General features: G+C 38.4%; 18 protein-coding genes. 6 read left to right on the plus strand and 12 right to left on the minus strand.

Going from position 1 to position 17,473, the window contains the following annotated elements; translation table 11 throughout:
- Positions 1–73 precede the first annotated feature (73 nt).
- The 9 genes from IHV11_RS00530 to IHV11_RS00570 all read right to left on the minus strand — a co-directional run bounded on the left by IHV11_RS00530 (position 74) and on the right by IHV11_RS00570 (position 9,815).
- A complete protein-coding gene (locus tag IHV11_RS00530) occupies positions 74–733 on the minus strand; it encodes a hypothetical protein (protein ID WP_231620165.1) in 660 nt (219 codons plus the stop codon).
- A gap of 16 nt (positions 734–749) precedes the next feature.
- Positions 750–1,247 carry a PadR family transcriptional regulator gene (locus IHV11_RS00535; RefSeq protein ID WP_197193423.1) on the minus strand — a complete coding sequence of 166 codons (498 nt, stop codon included), beginning with the start codon at positions 1,245–1,247 and terminating at the stop codon, positions 750–752.
- 20 nt (positions 1,248–1,267) lie between these two features.
- Entirely contained in the window at positions 1,268–3,733 is a 2,466-nt protein-coding gene (locus IHV11_RS00540; RefSeq protein WP_197193424.1) for an ABC transporter permease, read from the minus strand.
- The gene (locus IHV11_RS00545) at positions 3,696–4,427 is read right to left on the minus strand and encodes an ABC transporter ATP-binding protein (protein ID WP_197193425.1); all 732 of its coding nucleotides are present in this window, start codon (positions 4,425–4,427) and stop codon (positions 3,696–3,698) included. The genes IHV11_RS00540 and IHV11_RS00545 overlap by 38 nt, the downstream gene beginning before the upstream one ends.
- 94 nt (positions 4,428–4,521) lie before the next feature.
- Positions 4,522–5,229, minus strand: coding sequence for a 4'-phosphopantetheinyl transferase family protein (locus IHV11_RS00550; RefSeq protein WP_197193426.1), 708 nt, complete (start codon positions 5,227–5,229; stop codon positions 4,522–4,524).
- A gap of 147 nt (positions 5,230–5,376) precedes the next feature.
- Positions 5,377–5,658 carry a hypothetical protein gene (locus tag IHV11_RS00555; protein ID WP_197193427.1) on the minus strand — a complete coding sequence of 94 codons (282 nt, stop codon included), beginning with the start codon at positions 5,656–5,658 and terminating at the stop codon, positions 5,377–5,379.
- A gap of 417 nt (positions 5,659–6,075) precedes the next feature.
- Positions 6,076–7,218 (minus strand): Ger(x)C family spore germination protein, encoded by a 1,143-nt coding sequence (locus IHV11_RS00560; RefSeq protein ID WP_197193428.1) that lies wholly within the window; start codon positions 7,216–7,218, stop codon positions 6,076–6,078.
- On the minus strand, positions 7,215–8,315 hold the full coding sequence (locus IHV11_RS00565) for a GerAB/ArcD/ProY family transporter (RefSeq protein ID WP_197193429.1): 1,101 nt from the start codon (positions 8,313–8,315) through the stop codon (positions 7,215–7,217). The genes IHV11_RS00560 and IHV11_RS00565 overlap by 4 nt, the downstream gene beginning before the upstream one ends.
- 3 nt (positions 8,316–8,318) lie before the next feature.
- Positions 8,319–9,815, minus strand: a complete 1,497-nt coding sequence (locus tag IHV11_RS00570; RefSeq protein ID WP_231620166.1) for a spore germination protein — start codon at positions 9,813–9,815, stop codon at positions 8,319–8,321.
- Positions 9,816–10,265: 450 nt separating this feature from the next.
- Here IHV11_RS00570 and IHV11_RS00575 point away from each other — a divergent pair, with 450 nt between their 5' ends.
- Positions 10,266–10,445, plus strand: a complete 180-nt coding sequence (locus tag IHV11_RS00575; RefSeq protein ID WP_197129209.1) for an aspartyl-phosphate phosphatase Spo0E family protein — start codon at positions 10,266–10,268, stop codon at positions 10,443–10,445.
- A 10-nt stretch (positions 10,446–10,455) separates the two neighbouring features.
- Here IHV11_RS00575 and IHV11_RS00580 read toward each other — a convergent pair whose 3' ends face one another.
- On the minus strand, positions 10,456–11,355 hold the full coding sequence (locus IHV11_RS00580; protein ID WP_197193431.1) for a LysR family transcriptional regulator: 900 nt from the start codon (positions 11,353–11,355) through the stop codon (positions 10,456–10,458).
- 300 nt (positions 11,356–11,655) lie between these two features.
- Here IHV11_RS00580 and IHV11_RS00585 point away from each other — a divergent pair, with 300 nt between their 5' ends.
- Together IHV11_RS00585 and IHV11_RS00590 are read left to right on the plus strand one after the other, a co-directional pair.
- Entirely contained in the window at positions 11,656–12,153 is a 498-nt protein-coding gene (locus IHV11_RS00585) for a GNAT family N-acetyltransferase (RefSeq protein ID WP_197193432.1), read from the plus strand.
- 120 nt (positions 12,154–12,273) lie between these two features.
- Complete coding sequence (locus IHV11_RS00590) at positions 12,274–12,897, plus strand: methanogen output domain 1-containing protein (protein WP_197129217.1); 624 nt, start codon at positions 12,274–12,276, stop codon at positions 12,895–12,897.
- Between the two features lie 19 nt (positions 12,898–12,916).
- Here the strand turns inward: IHV11_RS00590 and IHV11_RS00595 are convergent, their stop codons facing one another.
- Positions 12,917–13,816 (minus strand): STAS domain-containing protein, encoded by a 900-nt coding sequence (locus tag IHV11_RS00595; protein ID WP_197193433.1) that lies wholly within the window; start codon positions 13,814–13,816, stop codon positions 12,917–12,919.
- Positions 13,817–13,976: 160 nt separating this feature from the next.
- Positions 13,977–14,177 (minus strand): cold-shock protein, encoded by a 201-nt coding sequence (locus tag IHV11_RS00600; RefSeq protein WP_066397748.1) that lies wholly within the window; start codon positions 14,175–14,177, stop codon positions 13,977–13,979.
- A gap of 377 nt (positions 14,178–14,554) precedes the next feature.
- Here IHV11_RS00600 and moaA point away from each other — a divergent pair, with 377 nt between their 5' ends.
- The 3 genes from moaA (at position 14,555) to IHV11_RS00615 (ending at position 17,313) form a co-directional block, all read left to right on the plus strand.
- On the plus strand, positions 14,555–15,574 hold the full coding sequence (gene moaA, locus IHV11_RS00605) for a GTP 3',8-cyclase MoaA (RefSeq protein ID WP_197193434.1): 1,020 nt from the start codon (positions 14,555–14,557) through the stop codon (positions 15,572–15,574).
- A gap of 138 nt (positions 15,575–15,712) precedes the next feature.
- Positions 15,713–16,573: a VOC family protein gene (locus IHV11_RS00610; RefSeq protein ID WP_197193435.1), complete on the plus strand. Its 861-nt coding sequence runs from the start codon at positions 15,713–15,715 to the stop codon at positions 16,571–16,573.
- Positions 16,574–16,638: 65 nt separating this feature from the next.
- Positions 16,639–17,313: a TVP38/TMEM64 family protein gene (locus tag IHV11_RS00615; RefSeq protein ID WP_197129228.1), complete on the plus strand. Its 675-nt coding sequence runs from the start codon at positions 16,639–16,641 to the stop codon at positions 17,311–17,313.
- Positions 17,314–17,473 lie beyond the last annotated feature (160 nt).

Here is a 17,473-nt window from a genome sequence, read left to right on the forward strand (position 1 = left end):
TTCTGTTAGCTATAGGATATTATAACCATATTTTTCTAAAAAAGAACGAAGTTGTTACATTTTGTCTTTGTATCTAATTGTTCGTAAAGACTGACTTTTTTTCGTTCTTCGGAAAGAACGTGTAGGATAGGGACGTGACGCCGTCGATGATCAAGACGAGGGTCCAGATTCGACTCAGGTTGTTCATCGATTCGTTTTTGAACGGGTAGAGAGCATCTTTGCTGCTGAACCACGTAGACAATAACTGTTCGATGTTTGCAGTTTGTGTGAGCTGATCAGAAAGACCGTAAACTATATACATACCAATATGCGCCAAGATGAAGATCGAGAGGTGAATACCAAAATGTTTTCTCTCTTGTCGTGCAAGGTCTTTACCGTAGAGCTTCTCTGGTCCTTTTAAGTCCGGAATCGGCTGCCCCTTCCACTTCGCAACCTTCTTCTGAATAAAGATATCCAGTTTTCTAAAATCAGACTTCCCGTAAGTCAGTGCATAGACGATGATAATCAAGATGACGATCTGGTAGCTCGTAAAGTTTCCGGTCTTTAAATAATCCATGAAGCCCATCGTCGCAATCCAAAGATCGTTGATGATAAAAAGGAAAAAGAAGACGATGCTTAATTTCTTTAGGTTGAACCAATAGCGAACGACAAGGAATGTTAATGAGAAAACCCAAAAGAAAACTTCTGCGGTGATTAAGAACTGCCATTTGTTTTCTAAGATAAAGTCCATCATAATGTTTACCTCTCCTTTAATCTGGGATAATTTCTAACCATTTCATATCCGCTTCAAGGTGAAGGATCTTCCCATCTATCAGATACAGTATGGTCTCATTCTCTTTTGTAAAAGAGATGTTCTTCCGTAGTAGCTGCAGTTCTAAGATGTTTTTAATGATCATCTCTTTTTGCTGTTTGACCATCTTCTCAAGGTTGAACGAACTCAGTTGTTTCACACATAACAGTTTAAAATAAAAATCGTCTTTTAAAAGTGGCTTCTCCACAGGTTCTAGCAGCCACTTTTGTATTTCCTCCTCACCCTTAGGCGTAATTCGGTAGATCCGAAGGTCTGTCTCTTCTTCAGAAGACGCATCTACAAGCCCATCTCTGACGAGCCGGTCGATGGTCGTATAGATCTGACCAGCATTTATCTCCCATTGCTTATAGACCATAGATTCGAAGGACACTTTTAGATCGTATCGATGCCTAGGTGATTGGGATAAAAGGATCAAGATGGCATGCTTTACTGACATAAAAACTCCTCATTCCTTCTTTACTCATGCTTTAACGCTTGTTGAAGATCATATTTTACAGCTTTCCTAGCTGGTAAGTACGCTGCTAGAAGACTCACGATCACTCCCATCATTATACTTACGAGTAACGTACTAAACGGTAGTGTAAATTCGATCATCTCATCTTTTGTCGTTAACGTGTTAAGGTAGATGGTTATAATCCCCATGATGATACCGAATACGATTCCGTTTACTCCGATCAAAAGCCCTTCTGTCAGTATCGTTCTATAGATCTGTGAAGAGGTAAAAGCTACCGCTCGCATGACTCCGAGTTCTCGCATCCTCTCCATCACGTTCATGAGTAACGTATTGACGATGCCAATACCTGAAACCAAGATTGTGATGAACAGAAGCCCGTTAAATAGAATCCTCACACCCGGAAGTGCCCGTTCTTGTTTGATCACTTCTTCTCTCATCGTCTGTATCTCCAGAAAATTAAAAGGAGATGTGGCTAAGAGATCATTCTTAATCCTGTTCTCTTCACCTTCTTCTGAGACGCTTAATATGGCATGATAAGGTCGGCTACCTGGAACAAGCGCATCGTAACGATCGTTCTCTATAAACGTCGCATACCCTCCGTGATGATTCGTGTTCACTTTTCCGATTACTTTCAATGACTGAACGTCGTTGTTCACACGAACCTTGATATCTTCTCCCACTTTACCGCCCCATTCATCAAAAGCAAATGAACCGAGCAAGACGCCTTTTCCGTTTTCAAAGGCAACTGTCGTCTTTTCTTCTTTTGTATCAAAATAGAACAGAGGGTGTTTCTCGTTCCATTCAGGGTCTACACTCACCATTTTGATCTGTCTAGTTGTTTCATCCGTATCCCATGTAACATCTGTTTCTTGGTACGAATAAACATCATCGACTCCACGAACATTCTTCAGTTCTTTCACATCTTGATCTGTAATCTCTTGTTCTGTCGTGACCTGGATGTCTCCACCGAAAGAACGAGCGATATCTTTTTTCGTGTTGTTCTCAAGTGATGTAAAGATCGATGAGACGAACAACCCTAAACAGATCGCAAATGCTAAAATCAACGCCATGTTCGCAGACCGGTTTAATGTAAGAAGCAAGTTATTGCACGCGATCTTTCCTTCAAATCCGATAAAAGGCAGTTTCATGATAGCCGAAACCGTGAATTTCATCAGAATTGGAAAGAGTAGGGCAAAGCCAAAGAATAAGAAGAAGATGGATAGCGCGTGCTCGATCAATCCGAATCCTAGCATGACGATGCCTAACGCAACACGTAGTCTGTTCGTCTTTGGTTTTGATTCTGGTATGTTTTTTAGTGTCTTTATAATATCAAGGCGACTTGCATGTGTTACGGGTAATAAGGATGCTACAAGCGGAATCAACAGACCTAGCGAGATGGATAGTAATAACGCCCATTGATATTTCATGGAAAAATCAAAATCTGTTTGAAACGAACTAAATAATCCGGTCTGAAGCAACGATCCCAACCCAAAGCCGATAGGGAGGGCGATTAAGATACCTATGACAGATAATGTTACTACCTCAGTTAAGAAGATTTTCTTGATCTGTGATGGTGTATATCCGATTGTCTTCATGACGGCGATCTCATTTTTTCTTTCTACGATCGTGACATACAGGGTGTTATATAAGATGAACGCAGATATGAACATCGCGAGTCCACCGATCACATACAGCATCAAATAAAGTTCTTCTAACTGATTGGATTGTTTCTCGTCTAGAACGACTTCTTGCAGATATACATTATCATTGGAGATCGTTCGTTCTAGGTCCAATACGATTTGGTCGTTAGATTTCTTATCGAACTTCATACGAACTTCTTGTACTCGATTTTCTAGAGAGTACCATTCCTGCAGGGTATCAAGTGGTACTATGGCCCGCCAACTTTTGTTCTTTGCATCTTCCCAGCTTGTTGGTCCTTCTAGAAGAGGAGTGTCTCCAACAATCGCCGCGACAGTCGTTTGTTTTTCTCCTTCTGGAAGGTTGACGTCGATCGAGTCACCGACCGACAAATTCCAAGTGGCAGCTGTAGACTTCGGAAGAATCAAACCTTCTTTTTTCAGTTCTCCTTTAACGTTTGTTAATGACAACAATTCGCTATTAAAAGAAGAGAGCCCAGTCAGCCGGATCCTTCTTTGGTCTTGATCCAGTCCCTCTTGACCGGTATCCACGTACGCTTGTTTATGGATGAGACCGAGTGAACTCTTCACACCGTCCACATCTTCTGTTTTAGCTAATATGTCTTCTGAAAAGAGGTTCTCACGGCTTAAGATAGAATAATCAGCGTTTCCCGTATACAGTTCTAACCGTTTTGTCGTTACATCCTGTGCGGTCTCTACCGTACTGATCACGGCGAACATGGAGGAGACACCGAGTATGATAGCAAGCAAGGTAAGAAGTGTACGTACTTTCTTACGAGTTAAGTTTCGCCAAGATGTTTGCCATAACATCAGTGTTTGCTCCTTCCCCTTGACGGATGTCTGATTCGATCAGGCCGTCTTTGATGAGAATGATACGATCTGCATAACTTGCTGCGTAAACATCATGGGTGACCATGATGATCGTAAGTTTCTTTTCTTGGTGAAGTGTCGTGAGTAAGCGGAGGACCTCAGTTCCTGATTTTCGGTCCAAGTTTCCGGTCGGCTCATCAGCTAAGATCAAGGGAGGGTTCATGCTTAAAGCTCTTGCGATCGCTACTCGTTGTTGTTGACCTCCACTTAGTTGAGAAGGATAGTTCTTCTCTTTTCCAGTAAGACTCACTGAGGTTAAAAGGTTAGAGACCGTTTGATGGATTTCTGCTTTGTTCTTATTAGCAGCATGCATCGGAAAACCAACGTTCTCTTCAACGGTCAAGTTTGGAAGCAATTGATAGTTCTGAAATATAAAACCTATCTGTTCTCGGCGAAACAGCGTACGCTGTTTTTCACTCATGGTATGGATGGACTCATCGTTAATCGTTATCGATCCGTTGTCAGGCTGGTCAAGGCCACCTAGAAGATTTAAAAGGGTACTCTTGCCAGAACCTGAAGGACCCATGACTGCTATGAACTCTCCATCCTCTGCTTTAAAGTCTACTCCCTTTAAAACATTGTAGGACTTGGTGCCGATCGTGTAGTTCTTCTCAAGATTCTGCACATGTATCATGGTCTACCTCCTGTAGTTATATACTGAGTATATAATAATATATATACTCAGTATATACAAACTTATTTACTAAGTATATACAAAATGAGGCTAATTAACCGTTTATGGGAGATGTTAGTATTTTGTGTTTAAGTAATTCGGAGGAGAAATCTAACTGTTTTATATCAACGGGGGTTGATGTACATATGGAAACAATGCTATCTTCTCTCATAAAAGAATTGAGATGATAGTGATTAACTTGCGCGTTTTGAAGCTGAACTGAGGAAGTAACATAACCTGTAATAGCATGAGGAGAGTGGCTGAAGCCTGTGCCATTTGCTTTTAAAATGGCTTCTTTTTGTGTCCAAACATGGTATAGAGCACGTTCAGGATCTGAAGAGAGCTCGAGTGCTTTCATTTCGTAGTCGTTTAAGAAAAGAGAACTAGCTTCTTTCAAACTCTGACCTGTCGTACATTCAATATCTACACCAATACTTCCCATGGTTATACCGATAACAGCCGAATGTTTACAGTGGCTGATATTGAAACTGATGTGAAGAGGGTTGTCTGTTAAATAAGGCTTTCCGAATGAATTATAGGAAAGAGAGATCGATGAAGGAAGTTGATCTAAATACAACGCTAATAAATGTCTCAACACATAACGACATTTAAGATAGGTATCTTTTTGTTCAGAAACTTTGAAGGTGTTCAGCCGATCGAACTCGTCATCTGAGAGGATAGAGATATCCATATCTAAAGACTGTAGTAAATCTAAAAACCATAAATGAACTTCTGTTGCTGATGCTTTAAGTTGTTGGACCATATCTAAACCTCCTCTTTCATTAACCATACAAGATTCCCTCCACGCTTTCTATACGGTTCAATAAACATTGCGGTAAATACGAGTAAAGAAAAAAACACTTGTTTAAAATTTTAAACAAGTGTTTAAGATCGTATATTTTGTTTTCTATTATGATTTATTGATTAACTTGGTAGGATAGATCAATGAAGAATATCTCCATAAAGAATATAGGTTACAGTTTTGACATCTACTGATGGAGATAACGTGGTTCTGGTCTGAATAATCAGGATCTGATAGTGTGAAAACGCGTTTAGAATCAAGTGCTGTACTTTTGTAATCTTGTTTATTATGGTGGATCTCATCCCAAGCGTGTTCAGCCAGTTCTCCACAGTGAGGACAATTAAAAGTCTTCGCTGAAAAGGTTGGTGGGGAATATGTATCTAATGCCATTTCTTTTCTTCCTTTCTCTTGTGTATTATTAAAAACATTCTTTCTTCTCCATAACAATAGGATAGCTTGTCTGTAAAATAATTCAATATTTTTTAAAAATTTATACTGAAACTAGCGTGCTCTGATAACAATATTTTAATTTTTATTCCGTTATCATAAACAAGCCTGAAAATTACCAGAAAGAGTAGTAGGGAAGCCCAGAGTTTAAGCTCATGATAAGCAAAACGAGGTAAGTCACTGTATTATTGTTCATTTTTTTGAAGTGGTGCGTGCTTCCTTTTTCCATAATGGCATACCTCTTTTTTGCAGCAACTTATATAGGGTGATGTAGGTGAACGGGAATAAGAAGGATAGTAGGGTGAAAAAGATAAACCTCCAAGTTAGAATGCGGGTTAATAATTCATTCATTTCGAACATTTATCTTAGACCTCCTGCTGAGCTAATCGTCGTATGGATCTGTGTGTTTATCTTCACTTGGCTAAAGTGATTTTTACCCGTTTCCCAGTCGTTTTTTAGTTTTAGCCACTCTTTATGATGATGCTTTTCCATGTAGACACCGAGACCTAGAATATCGGTTTTATATTGGTTCTGAAGTTTCTTAATAAATGGCTCTGTTTTTTTAGCGACCTGTTTTTCTACTTCTTTTTTTACATGATTGGCTGAAACAGTACGTGAATCCATCTGTTTATTGACTTCTTGAATCTCTCCTTCTAGGCTGATTCTGATCGTGAATGTAAGCTGACCGTTCTTAGTTGGAACAAGTTTAATCTTACTTTTTGATGTATCTATTTTATAGATGTAGAGATCGTCATCTAATTCGAAAAAAAGCATACCTTTTTGGAATTCACCGTTCAAAATGTTCATAGCTTCTGTATCTTTTTCATTAAGTATATGCGTTAATCTGCTTGATTCCCCTTTTATGATAGCGGCACCACCAAGCTTGATCTCTTCTGTATTCTTATAATGCAGCAATGGCAGGACGAATGAACGGTGAGCTAACAGATCTTCCTGCAGATCTCCTAACCTCATAATGCTAGCAGTACGTGAATGATTTTGTACATTAGCCGACAGCGTGTCGATATAGAGTGATGGCAGTTTTTCGTTATTCTCAACGTTAAGGTACTGCTTTGTTTCTCCTTTTGTAATAAAGACACGTACACTGCGTCTAATATCTTCATGTCTGACAAAAAAATCTAGCAGACGCTCCATTCTTTCAGGGTGTTTGGCCACCTTATCCGAAATCAAAATAATCTGGTTGTGAGCAAAATATAACTCTTTGTTCGAGTATTGAGCAATTTTTGATATTTGTTCGGATATATCGTGTCCTTTTTCCTGTAAGTTTTGATATGCTTTTTCGTTCGTTACGTCAGGTTTTAAGGACCTTGGGACAGCAACTTGAAAAGTTCCGTTCATCACTGGCTGATTCGAATTTTCACCCGATTTTTCCTGATCGATTCCGACACCAATCACAAAAGCCTTTTTCTCGATCTCTCGTGCTCCGCAACCTTGCAACAAGTTAATAAGAAGGAGGGTTGATAGCATATAACAAAGTTTCTTCATGATTTCACTCCTCTGATCTTAGCGATAATATAAAGAGGAATCGGTATGATCGCAATTAATGCCAAGCTGACTCGTCCGATAAATGTTCCCATCGCTTCCATACCTTCCATGCCTATCGGAACCATCGAGACGAAGAAAATGATAGGAGACAAGATGACAATCAATGTCTCTTTCTTTGCTTTTTTAAAAAGAGATTCTAAGACGATGAGTGAAGAATCAATGGACATCGATGTTGTATTAAAGATCGTCATGATCCATATCGTAAAATAGACGGATTCGAATCTTTCAAAAAAACCTCCCGGAAGCTCGATCTCTTTACCTAGCTCGATCGTTGGGTTCTCTAAAAAATCAGTCCCGAGATTAGAAAACACAGCCACACACGAAACAAAGACCATCGTGTAGATGATAATGGAGATAAATACACCTTTCACCGCGGCAGAGGATGCTTTATCAGGTTCATTTACGAGGTAAGAATAGCTTAGGATAATGGAGATGCCGGTGAACGAAAAGAATATATTGATCATACCTGACCCATAGCCCTGCAAGTCTGTTGTGAGCAACGGGTAAAAATTATCCAAATGCATGATTCGAATGTTTAAAACAACTAATAACAATGACACGATTAATACGACAGGTAAGAACATTGAGTTTATACGAATGAGTGCTGTACGAGAACCAAAAAGCGCATACAAGGTGACCAGCAGAAAAAGCAGACTTAAACTATCAGAGCTCGTGTTTGGCAACAGATATTTCTTCGTTATCTCTGCGATTGCTCGTATTTCATAGGCTGCTAATAAAGCAAAAAATGAACCATAAATAATGATTAATGGTAAGGCGAGTGGCTTTGGGATGATCGCTAGCAATATTTCATAGATGCCTTTACCAGGATACATTCGAATGAACTGCCCCATGATCCATACGATGCCTAGCACGATTCCTCCCATCAATAGGATGCTGATCACACCATCAATGCCGTTTGTTACTGTCGTGATATAACGAGGCAGATTAAAGATACCTACACCAATGACCATGGAAGCTACTGCGTACATTAATTCTTTAGCATTGATGGAACGATCGGTGTATTTGACTTTGCTCACAGTTTATTCCTCTTTCTCTGAACGGACTTCATCTACAGGATCTAAGAAAACAGGTCTTTTTTTAATAAATGATATGGGCAAGCGTAGGAATAGCTCTTTCCAGTCGTTGATAAAGATAGGGGCAAGAGGTGCGGCGTATGGAATACCTAGACTGGTCAGATTGACTACATGTATGACAAGTACAATAAAAGCAAGTGAAATTCCATAGAGTCCCATCATGCCTGCAGCAAAAATAAAGCTGAACAAGAGGATTCTATAGGTTACACCCATGCTATAGACCGGTAATGTAAAAGAAGCAATTGCAGTGATTGCAATTACGATGACCATTACGGTACTAACGATTCCAGCTTGAACAGCAGCTTCCCCAATAACGATTCCTCCTACGATACCAATCGTTTGTCCGATGGGCTTCGGAAGGCGCAGTCCAGCTTCCCGTAAAAGTTCCATCGTGATCGCCATCATCAGAGCCTCAACAAATGCTGGAAAAGGAACCCCTTCACGCGAAGCAGCAATTGAAAAAGCAAGACGTGAGGGAATCAAGCCTTGATGAAAGGAAACAAGGGCTATATAAAAAGATGGAAGAAAAAGTGAGATAAAAACAGCGAATGCGCGCAGCATGCGCAGCAATGACCCGATGTGCCATCTTTCATAATAATCTTCAGGTGACTGAACCGTATCTAGAATCGAAATAGGTGCGATCAATACGTTTGCTGTCTGATCAGGGATAATTGCTAATCTTCCTTGCAATAATGAGAGTGCAACTTTATCAGGACGCTCCGTACTAATAAATTGCGGAAAGGGAGACATAAAGTTGTCCTCTATTGATTGTTCAATAATGCCTGAATCGATAGGTGCATCAATGCTTATATGGTTTAAACGATGTCTCGCTTCTTCTACGATTGCAGGATTGATCACATCGCCTATATACAATAAAGCTACTTTTTTCTTCCCTCGTTCACCAATCACAAAAGTCTCTATCTTCAGGTTCTCATCTGTGATCTGCTTACGAATCATCGCGATGTTGACACCGATCTCTTCTGTAAAACTTACTTTAGGCCCACGAATAAGAGATTCTGTTTGTGGTTCCTCAATCGCCCGAACTTTGCCGCCATACGTATCCACACTAAAGCCTTCGTTTATGGAATCCATTAAGATGATGGTCTTGCCGTTCAAAAGATGATTGATCACATCATCCATTTTAGTAACTTTAGCGGTTTGAGCGGTTAGATAGATATCGGAATACATTTGCTCAAATAACGATGATTCCACGGGTGGTGCGTATCTTATATATTTGATGGACTTTAAGATGTTCTGCAGCTTATCTGAATCAACTAAGTCTGCCATATACAGAATAGTTAAAGATGTGTTTCTAATCTCGTACTGTAGCATTTTTAAATCAGGTGTTGGACCGAGCGTAGTTTGAATCCCTTCCAGATTGCTAGAAAGACTGTTACTTAATAATGGGGAGTGGTCAATTTGTGAATTTACTTCTTTTTTCAATGCAACAGACCTCCCTCGTTTTTTACTAGGTATGTCCATTGAATGAGGTGTTTATTCCATTAATAGGGTAGAAGAGAAAATATAAAGGACATGCAAAAGAAAAGAGAAGCCCATAAGCTTGAATGGAGCTTCTCTTTTTTAGCTTTTTGTTATTTTATAAGGCATCATTGAAAAGTTGATTGGAGTGTAGGGTGGGAGACTCCTGGGGGAATAGTGTGCCAGGTGGGACACCTTATGGCGCAAAGTGTCAAGGTGGCTCACCGCACGCCCCTCGGAAAGCGAGTACCTGAAAAGGAAATCAACCTTGCAAGAACAACATTGACTAAGATGCATTAAGGATAGATTAGTGGTCTTTAACTATTTCTAAATTTACATAAAAACAAAGAACAACTATCATAAATGCATATCCATTTATTTGGAAGTATTGTGTAGATAGAAAGGAAATCATTCATGGATGTTGATCTGAATATACTATTGCAAGAAATTAAAATCTGCCGTCAAGAAATGTATGATCTTAAACCAAGCTCCAATGATTTTTCAGATGCTGATCTCGTCAAACAGAGTCAAAAGCTGGACAAACTAATCTACCTTTATCAAAAAGCAATCATGGAGAATCCATCTGTAAAATAAGATATTGAGATTACTGGTCTAAAAGAAATTTAACCTTCTCTTTAAATTCTTTCGCTTCTGTCGAGAGCCCTTTTGTTAAAGGAAATAATGTCCAGAAGTCTTGGTAGATCAGATCAGGCTGCATAAACGGAATAATTGCTAAATTGCCGTTTCTTACATCTGCGTTGTTTTTGAAAGTGAAATTAAAAACAAAAGAAAAAGCATGTCCATCCAAGATTGCAGAACGCATGACTTCAATATTATTGGATGAGAATAGAATCTGTTCGTTCTTTACGTATTTGTCATTGAATGTTATACCGCCTTTTGAATTGTAAATTACCAGTTTCTCATCGCTTAACTCATCTGGAGTAAGAAAATCTTTGTAATATAACGAAGATTTCTTGCCTGCACAAACGCAAACATGTCCCGTATACAACAGTTCATAATCCACTCCTTTTTCATGCTGAAGGTTGGATACTTCATAATCGGTAAATGGACTTAGTCCAATATCAATATGTCCATTCTTCATTTCCTCTAATATATGATCTTGATCGATCTCTCGAATCATAACGTTCGTTTCAGGAAATTGCTCATGAAATAATAAGAAGGCATCGTACACAATGTACATTAAGGCTGGTGCACAACCCACTCTTAAAACATGTGTTTTGGCATGTTGTTTATCGGCTAACTCTTCATGAAGCTCTTGCATTTTTTTTAGAATCTCGTAAGCTTTGGAAACAATAAATTTCCCATCAGTAGTAGGAATCGTACCTTGTCTAGACCGAGTAAAAATAGTAACGCCAAACTCTCTTTCGAGTTGCGTGATCGATTGTGATATCGCTGAAGGAGATAGGTGTAGTTTGTCTGCCGCCTTCGTAATCGAACTTTCTTTGGCCACTTCTACAATATATTTCATTTGTTCTAAGTTCATCGTTATCTCCTTTATTTAAGCTATGTTTAACTAAGTTAATTTTATTTCATTTTATCTTAAATAACGAGAAAGTTGTTGCATTTAAAGTAATTTAGGAAAGAAATTTATAAAAAAGATCAATTGACGCTATTAATTGATTAAGTAGTTACATGTGTCAAAGCTCTTGAATGAATACGGAAGGGTTAAGTACAAGGGAATTATTGTTTATAAACGAATACTTTTTAAGAGAAGGTACCATATACCCCTCATTTATTAAGTATAGTTAAAACGATTAGCCCCTGGCAGAGGAGGAAAAGAAAAATGATTGAAACGCACCGTCTTCTATTACTACCTTTTACTTATGAACTTGCGGAGGCCACACTTAAGAGTAAAGAAGATCTGATCAATTTACTAAACTACAATGTATCCAACGAGTGGCCGAGTCCGCAATATATGAAGTTGATCAAGATTCAAAAAGACAAGCTGCAACAAACGCCTGATAGTAGTGCATGGGGCAGAATAGCCATTGACAAGGAAACACGTACACTATTTGGAAAAATAGGATGTAAAGCTCCACCAGATGAGAAGGGGAGAGTTGAGATTGGATATGGCATGGTAGGTGAAGCACGAAACAAAGGGTATGCCACTGAAATGGTAATTGGATTCACGGAGTGGCTTTCTTCACATCCAGAAGTTGAAAAAATTTCTGCAGAGTGTCTAAAAAGCAATACTGCATCTGTAAAAGTACTGAAAAAATCAGGGTTTATGATCATAAGAGAGGTAGACGATATGATTTATTGGGAAAAGTCACAAAAATAATTTACTTGGATAATTAAAATAATGTTTTAAACAATCTCATTCGGGTATCCAAAGAGTGTTGTCCATATCTTGCCAAAATAAGTGAAACAGCATGTAATCAAAAGAAAGGGTAGATGCAGTATGAACCTTTCAAAAGGTGAATTGAATGGACACACTTTTTTAGCAAAACTCATTACTCAATATGCCCATATTCATAAAAAAGCAATTGGTCCTGCTGCGGAAAGATATATTGAGCAGCTGGGTCTACGTACCGGTGAATGGATAGAAAGATTTTATGATGATCCATTGGATTGGACAGTTGATCAATACGTTCATGTCATTGTGGATTTAAAAAATTCCATCGGCGGGCATTTTGAGATTGTCAGTGTAAAGCCTGACCATGTAATAGTTCGTGCAAAAGAGTGTCCTTTCGGGGAGTTTGTTAAGGATGCACCGCACTTATGCAAAATGACATCCAGTGTACTTGGTGGAATAGCAGCACGAAAATTTGGTTATGGAAAAGTCTCGCTGCGTCAAAGGATAGCCTTAGGAAATCCTATCTGTGAAGTAGCCATTTACTTTCAGCCTGATGAACGAGAACAAGGAGATATCTATCAAGGCATTCCAGTTACACCTGAAAACGGTGATCCTTTTTCTTGGGAAGAAGAGACCATCAGTATGCTTAATAATGAGCTGAAAAAATGTGATGAGATGGTTGAGTCACTTCTAAATGAGCTCGAAGAATTAAAAAGTGGAAAATCATAAAGATAATTAAAACAGACCCTTAATTAGAGTCTGTTCTTTTTGTTTTTTTATTTGTTTTATCCAATTTACCATACCCAAAGTCAGCCAATGCTTGAAGCAGGTTCCCTTTTAACGTGATCTCATCAAAATCTAAATTCAAGCTTACTGATGTTTGTGCGATCTCAGGGCTTAAACCGGTTAAAGTTGTTTTGACTCCTAAAAGTTTTAGCGTTGAGACAAGTTGGAAAAGTCGGTGAGCGACCATCGTATCAATATAACTCACACCGGATAGGTCGATAACTAAAGAAGTGATTTCATGATCTAAACACTGTTGAAGCGTAGCTTCGAGTAAGAGCTTTGCACGGTTCGTGTCAATATCGCCGACGACGGGCAGAACGGCAACTCCAGGAAAAAGAGGCACAACAGGAACAGATAGTTCTTGAAGAGATAGATGGAACTGTTTCGTCATTTCTCTGTAATTATTTACATAAGATTTGCTGAACGCTTGTACAGCGTAATCAATCATAGGATTAATCGTCGTAGAAATATGCAATACCGAGTGTGGAGACATTTCTTGCAACGAACCTTCTTCTTTTATAAAATCCCAGATTACATCGCGATAGTAAGACGTGCTTTCAAGTGTGACATCTAGCGGCTGTCCAGAATGTACAGCAAGCATGCCAATATTTTCTCCCCACTCATAAATCGTTTTTTTGGAGTCTGAGACCTTTCCAGAAACTGCATCCCCCAATAGACGAATGAATGCAATGGACTGTTGAAGTTCCTCGTAATTATTCAATGGAGCATTTTGTTGAAGGGAAACATATGCGTTGCTATCTTTTATGCTATTCATGATCTTCTCTGCAATTTGAGGTGCATTTTCAGAAATTCGTGTACCGATTTCAATTTGATCTTGTTTCTGCTTCATTTGAAGATCCATTTTGAACTCCTAATTATTTTAGACGTTAAATATATTTTAACAAAAACAATTAACACATGTTTGAATTTACTGAAAAAAAATTTGTGGAAGATGATTATGACTTTTGGGGATAAAAAAAAACAGGCCTCTTTTTCAAGAGTCCTGTTTATCTATTGGTTTATTAAGCTTTACGTACGTTAGTAGCTTGAGGTCCGCGTTGTCCTTGTTCAACTTCGAACGTTACGTCTTGACCTTCGTCTAAAGATTTGAAACCGTCAGCTTGGATAGCTGAGAAGTGTACGAATACATCGTCTCCACCTTCGCGCTCGATGAATCCGAAACCTTTTTCTGCGTTAAACCATTTAACTTTACCTTGTTCCATTTTTGTTGCCTCCTGTCGTGCCAAACCGCACAATAATACTATCTCTGCTCAAAAATATCAAGATAATAGGTCTACCTGTACAATCGAACAAAAATAATTCTTATTTATCGTAACATTTTACTAACCAATAAACAAGTAGAACAAGAAAAAGGAAATGATTAAATATTCGGTATGCTCTTAGAAAGCTGTTATAACAAGGAATAGTGAAGTAGAAGTAGAGAAAATTTGGTAATAATGGTCTATTTAAAATCTTAAATAGTGATTATGAACTATTCTCGTTCTCTTTAAAGAAGCTGAGTTTTGTAAGTAATTCTGGTTTTAACTTCCTTTTATTCGTGGTACATTGATAAAAATACTAAAACAAATGATGTGATGATATGAATGAAAGTAATGGAATCACTGATCGTTTGCATCGTCCGCTTCAGGACTTGCGGATCTCGGTAACCGATCAATGTAATTTTCGGTGTACCTATTGTATGCCTAAAGAAATTTTCGGACCAGATTATCCATTCTTAACACGAACTGAGTTATTATCTTTCGATGAGATCATACGTATTGCTTCCCAGTTTGCAAAGGCAGGTGTGGAAAAAATTCGAATTACTGGCGGTGAACCTTTACTTCGAAAAAACCTGCCAGATCTGTTAAAGCGTCTTCGGGCAATAGAGGGAATTCGAGATATTGCGTTAACGACCAATGGCGTGCTTCTTCCTAAGATGGCTGTTTCTTTAAAGAAGGCAGGAATGGACAGAGTAACAGTGAGTTTGGATACGCTTGATGACAATCTGTTTGGCATTATTAATGGAAGAGGTGTAGGCGTATCACCTGTTTTAAAAGGAATAGAAGCTGCACATGAAGCGGGTCTTGCTGTCAAAATAAATATGATGGTCAAAAAGGGAATTAACGACAAAGAGATTCTCCCAATGGCTCGTTATTTTAAAGATACGCCATATGTTTTGCGTTTTATTGAATATATGGATGTGGGGACTTCAAACGGTTGGAATTGGGATGATGTAGTTGCAAAGAATGAGATCTTAACGATGATTGATTCAGAGATGCCTTTAAAGCCCATTGATCGTAAGTATTATGGAGAAGTAGCCAAACGGTATCAGTATGCCGATGGTCAGGGAGAAATCGGTATTATATCCTCAATCAGTGATACGTTTTGTTCGACTTGTACAAGAGCAAGATTATCTGCAGACGGAAAAGTATACACGTGCCTTTTTACTGGACGAGGAACTGATTTAAAAGAATTTGTACGAGCGGGTGCTTCTGACAAGGAAATTTTCGATCGCATTGTTGAAATATGGGGAAATCGATCTGACCGCTATTCTGATGAAAGAAAAGAACAAGGAATGAGCGAAAGAAAAAAAATAGAAATGTCCTATATAGGAGGCTGAGTAAATCAGCCTCTTTTTCTCATTTTCTTTTTTCTGGTTGAAGTTTGTTAATAACTATTTTATAATTACTTACATAAAGTAATTAAATTACGTATAACATAAATAATTTCACTATTAAATAGGAAAGAAGGAAGAAAGATGACGCCTATTCATGAAAAAACTCATATCGGAAGTGTGACTTTAAAAGTTAGAAATTTGGAGAAGCTTGTTACCTTCTATACAGAAACGATTGGTCTACAAGTGTTAACAAAACGGAAATCTATCGTGGAATTAACAGCAGACGGCAAAACGCCACTTATCATTTTAGAAGGTAATCCTGAGCTTCGTGCGAGACCAATAAAAAGTGCAGGTTTATATCACTTGGCATTGCTTGTACCAAGTAGAACAGATCTTGCAAATGCTCTTTACCATTTTATTGAGACAAATACTCACTTACTAGGAGCATCTAACCACAGGTTTAGTGAAGCTATCTATCTACAAGATCCTGAGAACAACGGAATTGAAATTTATAGAGATGTTAATCGCGAAGATTGGCGACGAGATGAAAGAGGAAAATTACCTGCTGTCAGCGAACCATTAGACGTACAAAGTCTTTTAGCAGAAAGAGATACAAAGACTTGGAATCGCCTGCCAGAAAACACGGTTATGGGCCATGTGCATTTGAATGTACTAAATATAGCCGAAGCCGAAACTTTCTACATGAACATATTAGGTTTTGAAGAACAGACAAGGATGGGGAACCATGCTTTATTCATCTCCGCTGGAGGCTATCATCACCATATTGCCGTAAATATTTGGAACGGAAGAGATGGCCAGTCAAATCGAGATGATGTTACAGGACTTCTTCATTATGAAATCATCGTTCCATCGCAGTTGGAAGTCGAAAAAGTTTTAAGTGCTCTAGAACGTGAGCAATTTCCATATCATATAGAGTCGGAAACCATTTTGTTAAAAGACCCTTCAGGCAACGGTATCGTGATTAAAGCCGAACAGCGCTAACGTTTACAAACTCTCAGAAACAGGAATATTAAAAGTAAGAAAAAAACGGCAAAGAGGGGGGTTATATGAAAAGAAGTACTTTGGTAAAGATCACCGCAATCTTATTGATTGTTCTGTTTTTATTTGCTCTTAACCATTTTGTCTTTAAAATAACCCCCATGTCTTTGCGTGATTGGGTATTGTCCTTTGGGATGGTCGCTCCCATCGTCTATATCATTGTAAATGTAATCCGGCCTTTTACTCTATTTCCAATCTCTGTTCTTTCACTTGCAGGTGGTTTAGCATTCGGGGTAGTATGGGGAACTGTTTATACAGTTTTCTCAGCTACAATTGGTGCCATTTTATCGTTCTACATCGCCAAACATCTTGGGGCGAGATGGATCAAACAAAAAACAGATTCACCTTCAAGAATTGAGAAATGGCAGAATCAACTTAAGGAAAAAGGTTTTGTTTACATCTTCTTATTGAGAATCATTCCGGTACTGAATTTCGATGTTGTTAGCTATGTGGCTGGAATCTCTAAACTTAAACTCCGCTCCTATATTTTAGCTACGATGCTTGGCGTTTTACCAGGAACACTCGCATATAACTTGCTTGGTGACAGTTTTATTAAAGGAAATGGAACAATCATCGCAATTGCAATCGGCTTAGCGCTATTTGCAGCTTGTATACCTATTCTAATGAAAAACAAACAGATGATTACCAGTCAAATTCATCAGCATAAAGAAGATAACGCATAACCTTACTCTTACCCTTAGAGTAAGGCTTTTTTGTTTGTTTTCTTGATGTATGAGCATAATACTTGTTCCTTATTAATAATTATTATAAATTAGTATTGACTTCAAAATAGAAGTGAGTATAATAAATATTGTGAACAACACATGATAATGATATTCATTA

The sequence above is a fragment of the Fictibacillus sp. 26RED30 genome, assembly GCF_015903845.1.
Classification (GTDB): Bacteria; Bacillota; Bacilli; order Bacillales; family Fictibacillaceae; genus Fictibacillus; species Fictibacillus phosphorivorans.